A 15577-nucleotide genomic window follows, 5' to 3' on the forward strand; every position below is an offset into this window, starting at 1 on the left:
ACGTCGTTGGGTTGAACGGAATGTGGGTCGCGATGACGGTAAGTGGGTCGCGATGATGGAAAGTGCCTCGCGACGGCGGGCAAGTGCCTCGCGGTGTCACCCAAATCCCCGTCACTGCGAGGAGCGCAGCGACGCGGCAGTCCATGGATCGCTTCGTACCTCGCGATGACGGGAAACTGGGTCGCACTGACGGAATGTGACTCGCGATGACGAGAAACAGCCTCGCGATGACGGAGTGTGACTTGCGAAGGTGTGCGAAAGCTATTTGGCTTTGAATTGCTCTTTCATCGCGTCCAGCGTGCGTTGGGTGCGGTCGCCGGTGTCGCAATTGACTTGGATGGTGACTCGGGGTGCGGCGTCGGATTTGCTGGATTCGAACTGGAAACCGGGGTATTTGTCGTTCACTTTGACCATGATCTTGGCCTTGTTGGTGGTGTTCAGTTGAGCCATGCCTTTGATGAAAACGCTGCGAGCACCGTCGGGTTCGGACACGGCCATGAAGGCGTCGTCGATGATTTCGCAGCGGTTGTCCAGCAGCACCTGAACCCGCATGGGTTTGGGTGTGGCGTTTTCCACCATCCAGTACACACCCAGGCCGCCCAGCACCAGCACGGTGATGCCGATCAGGGTGGACCAAAAAGCGGGTGGAATGGCATCGGTTTTGGGGGCAGGGCGTTGTTTTTTGGGGGTGGCCATGGTTTGAGCTTGGGTGGAGTGTTAATCGGGGCACAGGCTGGCGGTCTTTTTGTCGGCCACGTGGCGTACGCAAAAGTAGTGGATTTGAGGTGACTGAAACTCTGTGATCGAGCGCACGATGGACGGGTTGGGCATCTCTGGGGCCATCACCCTTTCTTGCGACAGGGCCCACAAGCCTTTGTCGCTGTTCACGCCACCATTCCAGTTGCCCAGCTCGTTGAGGTAGATGTATTCACCCACGGTGGGCAGGCGCGCTTGCATGCACTCGCAGGCGTATTGCGCTTTGCGCGGTGAGTTGGTGGTGCCAAGCCGGTTGCCCGGTGCGCCCAGCAGCTCCAAGGTCTTGCCCAAGTGCAAGACTTGGCTGGGGAACTGGGTTTTTTGAAATTGCATGAACACTTGGGCCGCGATTTGCCCCATCACCGTTTCGGCCATGCCGCGCGCTTGGTAGTTGAAGGTTTGCCCGGACTGGGTCTCAAAGTGCAAGGTCACCAGCACATCGCCTTTGCAGCCGGGGCTGTAAGAGTAGGTGCCCCAAGCCACGCCTGTCAGGCCCTTGAGTTGTTTGCCCTCCAAGCTGCCCTGTCTTTGCTGGGCGCGCAGCACGCGCACCAACTCGTTGAGCGCTGTGGGGTTGACAAAGCGCACTTTGCGCGCCCTTGGTTGGTGTTGTTCGTAGACCCGGTCAAGCGCGGCCTTGAAGCTGCCTTCGAGCAAAACATCCATGCCAAAGCCGCTGGTGGCCCGTTCTCGTCCTTGGTCGATCAGGCTGTCGATGGTTTGCAGCAACTGGGGCGCTTGTTGTGGGTCGGCCCCATCGCGGATCAAGTCACTCAGCAGTTGTGCCATTTGGGTGGCTTGCTGGGCGCGGGTGCGGCCATAGGCGTCTTGGTATTGGCACAGGTCTTGGCCGCGCACAAAGGGAATGGTGGGCCACAAAGCCACTGGGGGGGCGCTGGGTGCTGTGGTTGGTGCGTGGCTTGGCGCGTCACTTTGGGCTTGGGCCCCAAGCGGCAGTGTGCTGCCCAAGGCGAAGCTGCATAAGCTCAGGCCCACCATTCGCCACCTCAGCGGCCGCAGCTTCAGCCGCAGGGCTTTGAAATTCAACAAGTGTTTGTGGATGTCCAATGCGTGTTTTCCGTCATGGTGATCCCCCCTGAGTGCCGATTGTGTGTGGCTTTGCGCTGAAAAAGGCCACTGTTTTGATGCTTGGTCATCATAGCCACAAGTGTGCAAACTCGGCCTTGATCCAAGACAGCATGTGCCCCAACAAAAAAGCCGATCAAGTCCCCATGCTCAAATTGAACTGGCGCACGCCCAGTTCGTCCATTTGCCTTTGTTCGCTGCGCTTGGCGTCTTGTGCCACGGCTTGAGCGTCTTGGGCGGCCAGTGACTGCATCTTGTGCAGCTCGATCTCGCAGTGCAGTCTTTGTTTACGCAGTTGGGCCAAGTGGGCTTGGGCTTTGCCCAGGTCCACCACCACGCGGTGCTGCAGGTTGAGCAATTGGGCCATGAACGCGCGGTGGTTCATGCTCGCTTGCATGCCCATCACGGGTGCTTGGCTGGCTTGCTCTTGCAGGCGGTATTCGTCGTAGAGCTTGCACAGGCGTTGGTGGCTGGCGTTGAGTTGCTCAACCCGTTCCAGGGCTTGCACCATGTCGGTTTGGATTTGGGTCAGGGCGTCTTGGGCTTTGCGCACCAACACGGGCCAGCAGTTTCGGGTTTGTCGCATGGGGTGTTCCTTGGGGTTCAGGCGTTCATCAAGGCTTGGACTTCGCGGCGCGTGCTCGCAGCGTCTTGGCTGGTGTGCATGTCTTGCTGCAAAAAATGCTCCATCGAGGCGCGCAGCCGGATGGCTTGGTCCAGGTCGGGGTTGCTGCCCGCTTCGTAAGCGCCCACCTGGATCAGGTCTTGGTTTTGTTGGTACAGCGCCCACAAACGCCGAAAGCGGTTGGCCAGTTTTTGGTCTTCGGGTGAGAGCAAGTTTTGCATGACGCGCGAGACCGAGCCATTCAAGTCAATGGCCGGGTAGTGGGCCGCGTCGGCCAGTTTGCGCGACAGCATCACCTGCCCATCGAGCGAGGCGCGTGCAATGTCCACGATCGGATCGTTGGCGTCATCTCCTTCCGCCAACACGGTGTAGATGGCGGTGATCGAGCCCACGCCGTGACGGCCTACGCCAGCGCGTTCGATCAGGTTGGGCAGCAGCGCAAACACCGAAGGTGGGTAGCCCTTGGCGGTGGGCGGCTCGCCCACCGCCAGGCCGATTTCGCGCTGCGCATGGGCCACTCGGGTCAGGCTGTCCACCAGCATCAAAACGTTTTTGCCCTGGTCCCGAAAATACTCAGCAATCACATGTGTCAAGTGCGTGGCTTTGAGGCGCAACACGGGCGACTCGTTGGCCGGCGCGGCCACCAGCACCGACTTGGCCAGGCCTTCTGGCCCCAGTGACTCTTCAATGAAGGCTTGCACCTCACGCCCGCGCTCGCCGATCAGGCCGATCACCACCACCTCGGCTTCGGTAAAGCGCGTCATCATGCCCAGCAGCACGCTTTTGCCCACGCCCGATCCGGCCACCAGGCCCAGACGCTGGCCTCGGCCAATGGTGAGCATGCCGTTGATGGCTTTGACGCCCACGTCCAGCACCTCTTTGATCGGTCCGCGCTCCATGGGGTTGATGGGCCGCCCTTGCAGGCTCAGCACATCGCGGCACTCGGGTGGCGGTTTGCCGTCCAGCGGTTGGCCGCGCCCGTCGATGATGCGGCCCAGCAAATCCGGCCCGAGGCAGACCTGCGAGGTGTGGCTGAGCACGCGTACCTGAGCGCCCGGACCAATGCCTTGGGGTTCGGTGAAGGGCAGTAAAAACAGGGTTTCGTCGTTGAAGCCCACCACCTCGGCTTCGACCCGGTGGCCCATTTGGCCCACGATCTCGCAGCACGCGCCCAGCGGGGCCATCAGGCCGCGCGTTTCCAGCCGCATGCCCACCAGCCGCACCAGGGTGCCGCTGCGCTGGGGCTCGGGGGCATGCAGCCCGCCGATCAGCTGGTTGACTTCTTGGTCAAAGTTCATGTGGGCAGGCTCGCGTGGGGAAGTTGAACATCAGCTGTCTTTTTCGGGGGTGGTTTTGACATCGGTGTCCTGCACGTCAATCACTTGCCGGTCCCAATCGCGTTTGGGCGTGTTCTCGGGCAGCGCGTCGACTTTGTCTTGCACCAAGCTGGATGTTTTCATCCAAGCTTCGGGCTGGGGCAGTAAGCGACGCGCCAGCGGCTCTAGGCGGTGCTCAATCAGGTCTTGCACCACGCTGTCTTGCACGCGCACGCGCACGCTGCCAGGGCGCAGTTGGGGGTCGGCCTCTAAATCCAAGTGGGCCGTGACGGCCTCACCCATGGCTTGCAATCGCTTCATGTCTTGCGGGTTCAGACTCACCTGCACGGGCTGCGCCGGGTGGTCGAGTTGTTGAATGCACGACTGGATCAAGCCTTGAATGGCTTGACCTGAAATTTGCAACTCGGCCCGCACCAGCTGCTCGGCCAGGTGCAAAGACAGGCGTTTGAGGGGTTCAAAAAAGCGCTGGGGGTCTTGGCTGATGCTGCGCAGCTCAATGCCCAGATGGCGTATGAGTTCGCGCTCTTGGATGCGCTCGGCGTCCAGTTCGGCGTTCAGCTGGGCTTGCCCCTCTTGCAGGCCCAGTTGGTAGGCGGCAGCTTGTATGGCGTGCAAAGCGGCCTCGGACATGCGGGCGTCTTCGGCCACAGGCAGGGCCATCTCTGGGGTCTCGGGCGGGTACGGCGCAAGCTCATCGCTGGGGTCGGCCTGCGCTGGCGCATTCAAAGCGGCAGGCAAGGTCAGCGCATCGGTCGGCTCGGTGCGGTCGGTCACGCGCCAAGGGCCAAACGAGCGCGCCTTGCCCTCGTCCCATTGGGTGCGCAAAAAGCTTGGGGCTTGGCTTTTGGCGTTGAGCAAAGCGTTGGCGCTCCAGCCGCCAGGGGCGCGCTGGGTGTCAGACAAAGTCGTCCCCTCGGCCAGCCAGCACCAGTTCGCCGGCATCGGAAAGCTTGCGCGCCAAACGCATGATGGTCTTTTGCGCCTCTTCCACGTCGGTGATGCGCAGTGGGCCTTTGCCCTCCATCTCGTCGATGAACATGACCCGTGCACGCGCCGACATGTTGCCAAAAAACTTTTCTTTGACGAACTCGGGCGCGCCTTTCAAGGCCGTCATGAGCATGTCTGGCTCCACGTTGCGCATGAGCACCTGAATGCCCCGGTTGTCCACGCCCACCAAGTTTTCGAAGGTGAACATGTTGTCTTGGATTTTCAGCATCAACTCGGGGTCGAGCTGCGACAGCCCACCCATGATGGAAGACTCCAGATCGACTTTGACGAAGTTCATGATCTTGGCGGCCGCTTTCACGCCGCCAAAGCTCGACGACTTGGCCGACGAGTTGCTGGCGAACTGCTTTTTCATGATCGACTCCAGCTCCTCCATGGCCGAGGGTTGCACCGTCTCCAAGCTGGCAATGCGCTGCAATACTTCGGGCCGCGCCTCTGGCGGCAAAAAATTCAGCACATCGGCGGCCACGTCGTATTCGAGCACCGACAAAATGATGGCCGTGACCTGGGGGTGTTCGTTGCGGATCATGTCGGCAATCGAGCGGGCGTCCATCCACTTCAAAATTTCCAAGCCCTTGCTGCCTTGGCCCGGCATGATGCGGCTGAGCACCGAAGAGGCTTTGTCGTCGCCCAAGGCGCGTTTCATGACTTTTTCAACGTAGTCGCCCGTGCCCAAGCCCAAGCTGGTTTGTTTTTTCAGCATGGCGACAAATTCGTCGAGCACGATGTTCACCGCCTCTTGCGACAAGTCGGCCACCGAGACCATGGCGCCGCCCAGCGACTGTACTTCTCTGGGGTTCAAAAACCGGATGATTTCGGCCGCTTGCTGTTCACCCAGCAAGAGCATCAGCACCGCAGCGCGTTGCGCACCGGTCAGGGCGTCGAGTTCTTCTTGCAGCTCTTCGGTCATCACGATGGGCGCATCGCCCATGGCCGAGGCGACCACTTTGGTCTCTTTGCCGTCTTTGCCCTTGGCGTCCTTGCCCTTGGCATCTTTGCCTTTGGCATCTTTGTCGGTGTCTTTTTTGGTGGCCATTTTTTCGTGTCCTGGTATCGGTCAAGCGACCTTGATCATGCCCTTGAGCACGTTGGCCACACGGCCAGAGTCTTCGGCCACCAACATGCGAATCAGGGCCACCTTGTCGTCGTAGGTGTTGGCCGTGTCCAGCATGTCGATGCTGATGCTCGACTTTTTGGGCTTGAGCTTGGCCTTGATTTCCTCCAGGCTCTCGCCCTCGCCGATTTGAATCATGCGCATGTCTTCTGGGCTGAGCTCGCCGTCGGCCAGTGCGGCTTTGGCTTTTTCTTCTTCGGCCAAGGCTTTGGCTGCGGTCATGTTGCGCATGATGGGGCGCACCACGATGAGCATGAACACGATGAAGCTGAGCCCGATCAAGGCGCTGGACAGGCCTGCCTGCACCGAGTCTTCGATGTACCAAGGAATGCTCTCCAGCGGCGCGGGTGCCTCAAAGCGGGCAGGCACCACCGAGACGATGTCGCCTCGGGTTTGGTCAAAGCCCACCACGCCGCGCACCACTTGCTGCATCTGCTCGAGCTCTTGCGGGGTGTAGGGCACGCTCTTGGGTGCATTGGGGTCTACCGCAGCGCCCTCGGCTGGGGCTGGGGCTGGGCGCTCGTTCACGATCACAGCCACGCTGACTTTCATGATGCCGCCGCTGGCGTTGCGCACATGGCGCACGGTGCGGTCCAGCTCATAGTTGCGGGTGGAGCGGCTGCTGAGGGTGTTGCTGGCTTCGGATTGGCCTTTTTCTGCATCCACCCCAGTGGCGTTGCTGGTGGTTGGCTCGGGCGGAGGGGTGTTGGACAAGGCGCCCGGAATGCCCTCGGCTGAACGCACGGCGGCGCGGTCTTGGGCCAGCACCTCGGAGCGGGTGCGTGGGCCTTTGTCGCGGTTGTCAAAGTCTTCGGTGGTGCTTTCGGTTTGGGTGAAATCGAGCGCCAGATTGACTTGCGAGCGCACATTGGTCTCACCCACCATGGGCGACAAAATCTGGATGATGCGGTTGCGCAACACCTCCTCCATTTGCTGCTTGTGCTGCTCTTGGGCCGAGGTCAGGCCGAGTTTTTGTTCGGTGGCCGACTCGGTCATGAGATTGCCCACGTTGTCCACCACCGTCACATGGTCAGGCGTGAGGTAGGGCACGCTGGAAGACACCAGGTGCACGATGGCTTGTACTTGCGAGGCCGCGACGGCACGGCCCGGGTAGGGCGCCAGCACCACCGAGGCCTTGGGCGGGGTGCGGTCGCGCACAAACACGCTTTGCTTGGGCGTGGCCAAATGCACGCGGGCGCTTTGCACGCTGCCTATTTGCATGATGCTGCGCGCCAACTCTTGCTCCATGGCGGCGTTCACTTTCACCTGTTCCATGAATTGGCTGGTGGTCATGGACGATTGGTCTTTCAGGCCATCGAGGCCTGTGGCACCGGCTTTGGGCAAGCCTTGTGAGGCCAGAAAAATCCGCGCTTCGTGAAAACGCTTGCTGGGCACGGTGAGCTGGCCCGTGGACGGATCGATCTTGGGCTGGAAGTCGGCGGTTTTGAGCGACTCGAACGCCGCTTGTTGGTCGGCCTCTTGCAGGCCTGGCATGACAGGCCGGTAGGGCGTGGCCGACATCCAGGCATAGGTCAGGGCGAACACCACCAAGACCAAAAGCATCATGATCAGAGGCAGCACCCGGCGCACCGAGGGCTGTTGCAGCACTTGGCGAAAGGTGTCCGACATGCCCAGGGTCTGCCAAACATTCAACCCGCCGCCCATCGGGCTTGGGTTGGCTGCCGGGGCCGTGGCCAAGGCCAGGCTGCCCGTGGAGCCTGGCGCTGACGCCGACACGGGTGCCGACAAAGCCCCCGAATTGGCGGGGACGGTCATCATGCCGTTGTTCATTGTTGCGGTCGCTGTAGCCATGGCGTGTTCTCTTTAAGACGGTCAGACCGGCATGTTCAAAATGTCTTCGTAAGCCTTGAGCACTTTGTTGCGCACTTGCAAGGTGGCCTCAAAAGCCAAGGACGATTTCTGCATGCCCAGCACCACATCGGTCAGCGCAAGGTTTTCGCCCCGGTCGTAGGCTGCACGCATCTCTGACGACTGCACCTGTGTTTGGTTGACTTGGCTCAGAGCGCCCGAGACCAGTTCGCCAAAGCCGGTTTTGCCCACTTCGGGTGTCAGCCCTTTGAGCTCGGTGCCCGGCAGGCCCGAGGCTTGGGCTTGGTGGCTGCGCAGGGTTTGCAACATCGACTGGATGTTGGCGGGAGAGATGGCTCTTTCAATCATGCGTGACTCCTTCAGCAGGCCATGGCCAAGCCGTGTTCACGCAACTGGGCCATCTTGTAGCGCAGGGTGCGCGGGCTGATGCCCAGGCGCTTGGCCGCTTCGGTTTTGCTGGGTGTGCTGGCCAAGGTGGCCATGATCACTTGGTGCTCGTTTTGGCGCACAGCGCTTTGCAAATCGGCCGGTACGCTGGGCAGCGCCATCTCGGGCGCAGCCGCAGTGCTGCCCTGATCTGGCCAGTGCAGCGTGTCGCGCTCGCTGGGCTCGACAAAGCAGGGTGTGTGTGAACCGGGCTTGCGCGAGCTGGTGCTGCCCTGGTCAAAGCCTGTTGCTGCGCCCAGGGCACAGGCCAGTGCGGGCTGCACAGGCGTGGTCTGTGTCAACCAATCGTCAAACATCAAATGCGCGGGCGTGACGTGGTGGTCAGTGCACAGCACCATGGCGCGGCGCATCACGTTTTCCAGTTCGCGCACATTGCCGGGCCAGGGGTATTGCAGCAGCAGGGCTTGGGTTTGGGGGTGCAAACGCCAGTCTTGCTTGTCGTGTTGGCGCAGGCTTTGCATGGCCAAGGGGATGATGTCGCCTGGGCGCTCGCACAAGGGCAGCAAGCGCATGCGGAAAGTGGCAATGCGGTAGTACAGGTCTTCGCGGAACTCGCGCTGGGCAATCGCTTGCTTCAAGTCTTTGTTGGTGGCGGCCACGATGCGCACATTCAACTCAATCGCGCTTTGGCCACCCAAGCGCGTCAATTGGCGCTCTTGTAAAACGCGCAGCAACTTGCTTTGCAGGTGCATGGGCATCTCGCCAATTTCGTCCAAAAACAAAGTGCCCCCCTGGGCTTGCTCAAACAAACCCTTTTGGTCACGGTGTGCACCGGTGAAGGCCCCCTTGTCGTGGCCAAACAGCATGTCTTCGATCAGGTTTTCAGGCATGGCCGCGCAGTTGAGTGCCACAAACGGGTGGCGGGCGCGGGCTGAAGCCTCGTGCAGCACCCGGGCCATCACCTCTTTGCCCGAGCCGGTCGGCCCCACCAGCAAAGCGGTCACATCGGCCTGGGCCACTTTTTGGGCCAGGGCCAGCAAGTGCTGGCTGGCGGGGTCTACAAACACCACATGGCGCTTGGGTTGGGCCGGGGTCTTCGAAGTTTGGGGCAAATGGGCATGCAGACGCAGCCAAGAGACGCTGCGCACATCGTCTTCGGCCAACACGCCCACCGCACCCGATTGGCTGGCCTGCACGGCCAACTCCAGCTCGTGGCGCGGCACGCGGGCAATCACAGGGGTGTTCAGTCCAGCCTCTTGCAGCAGCTGCTGCACCGCCTTGAGCCGGGTCACATCCACACTCAGGTGCAAGACCACCACGGCGGCATCGGCTGCGTTCGAGACCAAAGCGTCCAGTGTGTGAACAGGCATCAGCGCCCAGCCACTGGCGTGCAGGGCTTGGCTGTGCTCGGGGCTGAGCGGTTTTTCAGGGTCCAGCCAAAGGGCCAGGGGGGCAGATGCAGCGGTTGTCTTCACGGTGTGGCCTCACATTCAGATGGAACATGTAAAGCAACCCTTGTGCCAATGTTTAAATCACTTCAAAGTGCGAATAATGTATAAAAGTGAATACTTTAATATTTTTCATTATTTAATCCTATGCAATGATGATTTTGACGAAAAATTGACAGTCACCCAGGCTGTTGGACTGCATCGCTCTCTCGGTGACGAGGCTTGGGGGCCTGTGGATCGCTTCGTGCCTCGCGATGACGAGAATCTGGGTCGCGATGCCACCCAAACCCCCGTCACTGCGAGGAGCGCAGCGACGCGGCAGTCTATGGATCGCTTCGTGCCTCGCGATGACGGGAGAGTGCCTCGCGATGCCACCCAAACCCCCGTCACTGCGAGGCGCGCAGCGACGTGGCAGTCCATGGATCGCTTCGTTCCTCGTGATGCCACCCAAACCACCGTCACTGCGAGGAGCGCAGCGACGCGGCAGTCCATGGATCGCTTCGTGCCTCGCGATGACGGGAATCTGGGTCGCGATGACGGGAGAGTGCCTCGCGATGCCACCCAAACCACCGTCACTGCGAGGAGCGCAGCGACGCGGCAGTCTATGGATCGCTTCGTGCCTCGCGATGACGGGAATCTGGGTCGCGATGACGGGAGAGTGCCTCGCGATGACACCTACACCCCCGTCACTGCGAGGAGCGCAGCGACGCGGCAGTCCATGGATCGCTTCGTTCCTCGCGATGACGGGAATCTGGGTCGCGATGACACCTACACCACCGTCACTGCGAGGAGCGCAGCGACGCGGCAGTACATGGATCGCTTCGTGCCTCGCGATGACGGGGGTTGGGGGGCTGTGGATCGCTTCGTTCCTCGCGATGACGGGAAAATTCCTCGCGATGACGGGAAAATTCCTTGCGATGACAAGGCTGGGGAACGAGGCTTGGGGACGAAGGTTGGGCGACGTGGCTTGGGGTGTGCTGATGGTCTTGGTCAAACTGGCGCTGCCCCCCGAGATGCCAAGTTCAGCGGGCAGGGCAATTTTTGTAGTTCGACTGCAAGCATTGTTTGCCTGCTTCTTTGGCCTGTTCGATTTGTTTGCGGTTGATTTTGTACGAGGCGTAATCGCGCAGCAAAGAGGCGTCCATCACACCGTTGGTGTAGGCCACTTCGGCCCAGACGTAGGCCTTGTCCGCTTCGATGCGCCCGGCATCGCCCGACAGGTACACCAAGCCCGCCATGAGCTGGGCCGCCGGGTAGCCCATCAAGGCCGATTTGACAAACCAGTCCAGCGCCTGCGTGGCATCGGCGGGCGCACCTTTGCCTTCGTGGTGGGCCAAGCCCAGCATGTACTGGGCTTCGGCCAGGTTTTCTTTGGCCGCTTGGCGAAACCATTTCACGCCTTCGCGCGGGTTGAGCTCAACGCCATAGCCGTAAAAGTAAAGCGTGCCAATGTTGAATTGGGCTTGGGGCAGGTTTTGTGCGGCCGCTTTGCGGTACCAGGCCATGGCCTCGGGGTAGCTTTGGGGCACGCCCAAACCGCGTTCGTGCAAATAACCCACATTGGTTTGCGCCAATGCGTTGCCTTTGTCGGCATCGCCACGCCAAGCACGCATGGCGATCGCGTAATGCCCGCGTTGCAAGGCGGCCACGCCCGACTGCACGTTGTCATTGGCTTGCCCGGGCAGGCCGGATGTCAGCGCCGAGGGCATGCCCACCGGCGCAACGCTTGAAGCGGCAGGGGCAGGGGCTGGGGCTGGGGCAGGGCGCGTTTGGCCAATGGCGTTGCCCAGTTGGGCCGACAACAGCCAACCCAGTCCTAAAGTGAAAATCCAGTGGGTGCGTTTGCGCATGGGTGAGCAAGTGGTTGAGCCAGCGGGGTGAGTCACGCGCTGACCGTGGTTTTGGCCGCAAAGGACCGACAAAACCGACCATCGGTACGCAAAACCTCGAGCGAGGGCATGATTTTGGAGCTGAAACCCATGGCCCGGCAGGCATAAGGCGCGGCAGGCATGTGACTCACGCCAAAAAACTGGCATTGCCAGCAGTTGGGGCCGCGTGTCGGGGGCACGACCGGGGAGGGTGTCATGGTTGTGGCAGACATCAGCGGTCTCGGTCTTTGTAGTGTTGCCAAGCTTTGAAAGCCAGCATGGCTAAAAATGCCCATAAAAACAAGTCGCCCACCAAGGTGGCGTAATCCAAGCCGGGCGGCAAACGCCAATCGGGCTGCGACCACATCAAAACCAACAGGACAGCCGCCAAGATCAAAAATTGCCGAATGTATCGACAGACCTTGCAGTCCTTGGTTTTGATCTTGTTGGTATTTTTTTGCATTATTTCTGGTGGCTATAACTTTTTACGATTGTGCCAGTCTGTCGGTATCGGCGCACGGTCAGCCTTTGCCCATTCAGTCGCGCAGCAAATCCAGCACGCTTTGCAAGTCCAGGTTGGCCTGCGCCAAGACGGCTGTCAGCGGCGAGGCGGTCAAGCCCTGCGCCGCGAGCTGGCTGTTGGCTTTGGCGCACATGGCCACGCAAAACTGGCGTGTGGCTTGGGGCGTGTGGTGGGCAATCTGGGGCATGGGCAGTCCGTTGGGTGTGACGTTTTATTTTGAAAAAAGCCGGTTTTGCCCGTGCTCAACCTTGCAGCAACTGCAGCACCGACTGGGGCTGCTGGTTGGCTTGTGCCAGCATGGCGGTGGCCGCTTGCGAGATGATTTGCGTGCGGGCCAACTCGCTGCTGGCCTTGGCATAGTCGGCGTCCATGATGCGGCTGCGTGACTCGGAGGTGTTTTGCGACACGTTGGCCAGGTTGTCTACGGCGTAAGTCAGGCGGTTCATGACAGCGCCCAAACCCGCGCGTTCGGTACTGATGCGGTTCAGGGCCACGTCCAGTTCACGCATGGATGTGTTGGAGTCTGTATTGTTCAAAACCGTCAGCGACTGCACGTTTTTCAATGCCCCCACATCCACCAAGTCATTGGTCGCTTTGGCTGTAAAACCAGAGCCCGCAGTGTCAGCCGTAAAGGTCAAAACATTGCTGGACGCGAGCACCGTGGTGTTGCCCATGGTGGCACCGGTTGCAAGGGCCAGATTGGTGGCGATCGTGATCAAGTTGGCATCGTCATCCGCTCCCGTCAAATCGGCATCAACCACCGTGTAATTGGCCGAAGTTTCCCCAATTTTCACGTTGATCACGTCGCCGGGTTTGTAGGTACCGCTCAAAGTCAAACTCGATTGCTGACTCACACCTACAGAATTGGGTGTATCCGTCTTGAAAATTGCTTTTGCATCGTCTCTGAAGCCCATGTCTGACACGGTGTGTGTGATGATTTGCCCATCATTGGCGCCGATTTGAAATTCAAATTTCCCAAACGTGCCGTCGTCATTTTCAACCGTGCCATTCAAAATCGGCATGCCGTTCCATTCGGTGTCCTTCGTGATTCGATTGACTTCGGCCTTGAGTTGTTGAAACTCCAAGTCGAGGTAGCCGCGATCCACATCCGTGTAGGTGTCGTTAGAAGATTGAACGGCCAACTCACGCATGCGTTGCAGCATATTGGTCATCTCGATCATCGCGCCTTCGGTGGTTTGCAGCATCGAGACCGAGTCGTTGCCGTTGCGAATGGCCTGATTCAAACCTGTGATCTGTGAGGTCATGCGCGAAGAAATGGCCAGGCCCGCTGCGTCATCGGCGGCGCTGTTGATGCGCTTGCCGGTTGACAGTTGCTGCATGGCATCCGACAGATCGCGGTTGTTTTTGATCATCGCATTTTGCGAGACCAGAGATTTGATGTTGGTGTTGATGACAGTCATGGCTGTTTCTCTTTAAAAAGGATTTTTGGTGAAGGCTTGGGCTTGTTGGGCGGGGGCTGGGTTCAGTGCATCCGGGCCGAAGAGGCCACGGGTACCTGCATGGAGACCAGTTCTTGCAATGCCAAAAACTCGTCACTCAAAGTGGTGTCGGTGGGGTGGGCCGCCAGGGCTTGTTGGGCCACTTGCAAAGCCTTGCCGGGCTCGCATTGGCAGCGCAGCACCCGAATCAGATGACGCCATGTGAAGGGGGTAGCTTGTGCGCCCTGGGTGTCGATCAATTGGCGCAGCAGCTCTTGGGCCCCGTTCCAATCTTGTTGAATCTCGGCCAACAAAGCACTGATGGCCAAAATGTCTTCGCTCTCGGGGTGCAGGCTTTGGCCTGCAGCCGCCAAGGCGTTGGCCAAGTCAATTCGGTTGGCTCCGACCAAGTCAGCCACGGTTTGGCGAATCTCAGCAGCAGTGAATTGCGAAACATCGCGCATGCTCAGTGGCTGGCCAAAATGGGCTTGCGACAGCATGGCTTGGTACAAGGATGTCATTTGCGGGTCTCCAATGAAGGGTGTCAAAATTTCGGTGGCACTTGGCCTTGACCGATGGTGAATCCTTCAAAGCAACACGCGTGCCAGCTTTTCTTTAGCGTAAAACCGACTTTTTTCATGAATAAAAACGTGTAAGTCAAAATATTTGATTCAAAAGCAGGCCAAACCCCCAAGAAAAGAGGCTGCGGTGGCACTTGGATGCCTGCGCGACAGCCCAGCGGCAAGGTATTGCCGACAGGCCCACATGCGGCAAGGTGCAAGATTTCAGGGGCGGGGTGGCTTCAAAAGGGATGCTCTAACCCTGGCCAATGGCAGTGCGCTCAAAGATGGATCGCTTTTTGCACCTCGCAGTGAAGGTGATTTGCCCGTCTCCGCGAGACAGATTCCCGTCATCGCGAGGCACGAAGCGATCCATAGACTACCGCGTCGCTAAGCGCCTCGCAGTGACGGTGGTGTAAGTGTCATCGCGACCCAGTATCCGGTCATCGCGAGGCACGAAGCGATCCATGGACTGCCGCGTCGCTGCGCTCTTCGCAGTGACGGGAGAACCTTGTTGGCACCCCAAGCCTGTTCAATGCAAGAGAAAACGCTGTCTCATTGAAGAAAGCACGGTTTATTGATCCGACCCGATGAATTGGCTGCATCCATGGTGTGCAAATTTTTGCCATCTCGGACAAATTTTCTGACCCCCGAGGGTTTTTAGGTCACCCAGGGCCATTTTTTGTCATCCCGGGCGAAGGCCCGGGATCGAGTTGCAAGATCAGTAAGGCAGGGCACCGATTTGCGCAGAGGTCAATGCCTGAACTTGCGCCGAGGTCAGCGCATTGAGCTGTGCCGAGCTCAAGGCTTTGACTTGGCTGGTGGACAGGGCGGCGATGGCACCGGAGGAGAGTTTGTTGATCTGGTCGGTGTTCAGGGCGGCGATGTCGGCGTTTTCCATCAGGGCCACTTGGGTGCTGGTCAGCGCGCCGAGTTGGGTGGAGGTCAGGGCCTTGACCTGGGCGGTGGTGAGGGCCTTGAGGTCGTCGCTGGCCATGGCGTTGAGCTGCGCGGTGGTCAAGGAGGCGACCTGCGCGGTGCTCAGGGCGGCCACTTGGGCGGTGCTCAGGGCCACGATTTGGCCGGTGGTCAAGGTGCTCACTTGGTTGGTGCTCAGGGCCTTGATTTGTGCGCTGCTGAGCGCTCGCAAGTCCTCGCTGGCCATGGCATTGAGTTGGGTGGAGGTCAAAGCGGCCACTTGCGCCGTGCCCAGGGCCTTGATTTGGGCGGTGCCCAGGCCGACAACTTGACCAGTGGAGAGCAAGGCCACTTGGGCGGTGCTGAGTTTGCTGATCTGAGCGGTGCTCAGGGCGGCCACATCGGCGGTTTCCATGGCGGTCAGTTGCGCCGAGGTCAGCGCATTGAGCTGTGCCGAGCTCAAGGCTTTGACTTGGCTGGTGGACAGGGCGGCGATGGCACCGGAGGAGAGTTTGTTGATCTGGTCGGTGTTCAGGGCGGCGATGTCGGCGTTCTCCATCAGGGCCACTTGGGTGCTGGTCAGCGCGCCGAGTTGGGTGGAGGTCAGGGCCTTGACCTGGGCGGTGGTGAGGGCCTTGAGGTCGTCGCTGGCCATGGCGTTGAGCTGCGCGGTGGTCAAGG

The 15577-nt window shown here is 59.9% G+C and carries 15 protein-coding genes and 1 pseudogene; all 16 read right to left on the reverse strand.

Annotation, left to right across the window (positions count from 1 at the left end):
* Nucleotides 1-261: 261 nt before the first annotated feature.
* Complete coding sequence (locus ACIQ39_RS13480) at nt 262-696, reverse strand: hypothetical protein (RefSeq protein ID WP_396435120.1); 435 nt, start codon at nt 694-696, stop codon at nt 262-264.
* A 21-nt stretch (nt 697-717) separates the two neighbouring features.
* Nucleotides 718-1824 (reverse strand): hypothetical protein, encoded by a 1107-nt coding sequence (locus ACIQ39_RS13485; protein ID WP_396435121.1) that lies wholly within the window; start codon nt 1822-1824, stop codon nt 718-720.
* Nucleotides 1825-1978: 154 nt separating this feature from the next.
* Nucleotides 1979-2428: a flagellar FliJ family protein gene (locus ACIQ39_RS13490; protein WP_396435122.1), complete on the reverse strand. Its 450-nt coding sequence runs from the start codon at nt 2426-2428 to the stop codon at nt 1979-1981.
* Between the two features lie 17 nt (nt 2429-2445).
* The gene (locus ACIQ39_RS13495) at nt 2446-3765 is read right to left on the reverse strand and encodes a FliI/YscN family ATPase (RefSeq protein ID WP_396435123.1); all 1320 of its coding nucleotides are present in this window, start codon (nt 3763-3765) and stop codon (nt 2446-2448) included.
* Nucleotides 3766-3795: 30 nt separating this feature from the next.
* Entirely contained in the window at nt 3796-4707 is a 912-nt protein-coding gene (locus tag ACIQ39_RS13500) for a FliH/SctL family protein (RefSeq protein WP_396435124.1), read from the reverse strand.
* Nucleotides 4700-5845: a flagellar motor switch protein FliG gene (gene fliG, locus ACIQ39_RS13505; protein WP_396435125.1), complete on the reverse strand. Its 1146-nt coding sequence runs from the start codon at nt 5843-5845 to the stop codon at nt 4700-4702. Before fliG ends, ACIQ39_RS13500 begins: the two co-directional genes overlap by 8 nt.
* 21 nt (nt 5846-5866) lie before the next feature.
* Nucleotides 5867-7735 carry a flagellar basal-body MS-ring/collar protein FliF gene (gene fliF, locus ACIQ39_RS13510; protein ID WP_396435126.1) on the reverse strand — a complete coding sequence of 623 codons (1869 nt, stop codon included), beginning with the start codon at nt 7733-7735 and terminating at the stop codon, nt 5867-5869.
* 21 nt (nt 7736-7756) lie between these two features.
* Nucleotides 7757-8101 carry a flagellar hook-basal body complex protein FliE gene (fliE, locus tag ACIQ39_RS13515; RefSeq protein ID WP_396435127.1) on the reverse strand — a complete coding sequence of 115 codons (345 nt, stop codon included), beginning with the start codon at nt 8099-8101 and terminating at the stop codon, nt 7757-7759.
* 11 nt (nt 8102-8112) lie between these two features.
* A complete protein-coding gene (locus ACIQ39_RS13520; RefSeq protein ID WP_396435128.1) occupies nt 8113-9615 on the reverse strand; it encodes a sigma-54 interaction domain-containing protein in 1503 nt (500 codons plus the stop codon).
* 995 nt (nt 9616-10610) lie between these two features.
* Nucleotides 10611-11438, reverse strand: coding sequence for a tetratricopeptide repeat protein (locus tag ACIQ39_RS13525; RefSeq protein WP_396435129.1), 828 nt, complete (start codon nt 11436-11438; stop codon nt 10611-10613).
* A gap of 32 nt (nt 11439-11470) precedes the next feature.
* Nucleotides 11471-11689, reverse strand: a complete 219-nt coding sequence (locus ACIQ39_RS13530; RefSeq protein WP_396435130.1) for a hypothetical protein — start codon at nt 11687-11689, stop codon at nt 11471-11473.
* Complete coding sequence (locus tag ACIQ39_RS13535) at nt 11689-11919, reverse strand: hypothetical protein (RefSeq protein WP_396435131.1); 231 nt, start codon at nt 11917-11919, stop codon at nt 11689-11691. Before ACIQ39_RS13535 ends, ACIQ39_RS13530 begins: the two co-directional genes overlap by 1 nt.
* Nucleotides 11920-11992: 73 nt before the next feature.
* Nucleotides 11993-12166 carry a hypothetical protein gene (locus ACIQ39_RS13540; RefSeq protein WP_396435132.1) on the reverse strand — a complete coding sequence of 58 codons (174 nt, stop codon included), beginning with the start codon at nt 12164-12166 and terminating at the stop codon, nt 11993-11995.
* Between the two features lie 55 nt (nt 12167-12221).
* The gene (locus tag ACIQ39_RS13545; RefSeq protein WP_396435133.1) at nt 12222-13400 is read right to left on the reverse strand and encodes a flagellin; all 1179 of its coding nucleotides are present in this window, start codon (nt 13398-13400) and stop codon (nt 12222-12224) included.
* Nucleotides 13401-13462: 62 nt separating this feature from the next.
* Nucleotides 13463-13939 carry a tetratricopeptide repeat protein gene (locus ACIQ39_RS13550; RefSeq protein ID WP_396435134.1) on the reverse strand — a complete coding sequence of 159 codons (477 nt, stop codon included), beginning with the start codon at nt 13937-13939 and terminating at the stop codon, nt 13463-13465.
* Nucleotides 13940-14699: 760 nt separating this feature from the next.
* A pseudogene (locus ACIQ39_RS13555) lies at nt 14700-15577 on the reverse strand (heme utilization protein); the annotation flags it as partial.

The organism is Limnohabitans sp., from assembly GCF_044361645.1.
Classification (GTDB): Bacteria; Pseudomonadota; Gammaproteobacteria; order Burkholderiales; family Burkholderiaceae_C; genus Limnohabitans_A.

What these genes read in the sequence shown, in the direction of transcription:
- ACIQ39_RS13550 (WP_396435134.1), bottom strand. Translation starts at nt 13,939, where the DNA reads ATGACATCCTTGTACCAAGCCATGCTGTCGCAAGCCCATTTTGGCCAG.
- ACIQ39_RS13495 (WP_396435123.1), bottom strand. Translation starts at nt 3,765, where the DNA reads ATGAACTTTGACCAAGAAGTCAACCAGCTGATCGGCGGGCTGCATGCC.
- fliE (WP_396435127.1), bottom strand. Translation starts at nt 8,101, where the DNA reads ATGATTGAAAGAGCCATCTCTCCCGCCAACATCCAGTCGATGTTGCAA.
- ACIQ39_RS13530 (WP_396435130.1), bottom strand. Translation starts at nt 11,689, where the DNA reads ATGTCTGCCACAACCATGACACCCTCCCCGGTCGTGCCCCCGACACGC.
- fliF (WP_396435126.1), bottom strand. Translation starts at nt 7,735, where the DNA reads ATGGCTACAGCGACCGCAACAATGAACAACGGCATGATGACCGTCCCC.
- ACIQ39_RS13480 (WP_396435120.1), bottom strand. Translation starts at nt 696, where the DNA reads ATGGCCACCCCCAAAAAACAACGCCCTGCCCCCAAAACCGATGCCATT.
- ACIQ39_RS13525 (WP_396435129.1), bottom strand. Translation starts at nt 11,438, where the DNA reads ATGCGCAAACGCACCCACTGGATTTTCACTTTAGGACTGGGTTGGCTG.
- ACIQ39_RS13540 (WP_396435132.1), bottom strand. Translation starts at nt 12,166, where the DNA reads ATGCCCCAGATTGCCCACCACACGCCCCAAGCCACACGCCAGTTTTGC.
- fliG (WP_396435125.1), bottom strand. Translation starts at nt 5,845, where the DNA reads ATGGCCACCAAAAAAGACACCGACAAAGATGCCAAAGGCAAAGATGCC.
- ACIQ39_RS13535 (WP_396435131.1), bottom strand. Translation starts at nt 11,919, where the DNA reads ATGCAAAAAAATACCAACAAGATCAAAACCAAGGACTGCAAGGTCTGT.
- ACIQ39_RS13545 (WP_396435133.1), bottom strand. Translation starts at nt 13,400, where the DNA reads ATGACTGTCATCAACACCAACATCAAATCTCTGGTCTCGCAAAATGCG.
- ACIQ39_RS13490 (WP_396435122.1), bottom strand. Translation starts at nt 2,428, where the DNA reads ATGCGACAAACCCGAAACTGCTGGCCCGTGTTGGTGCGCAAAGCCCAA.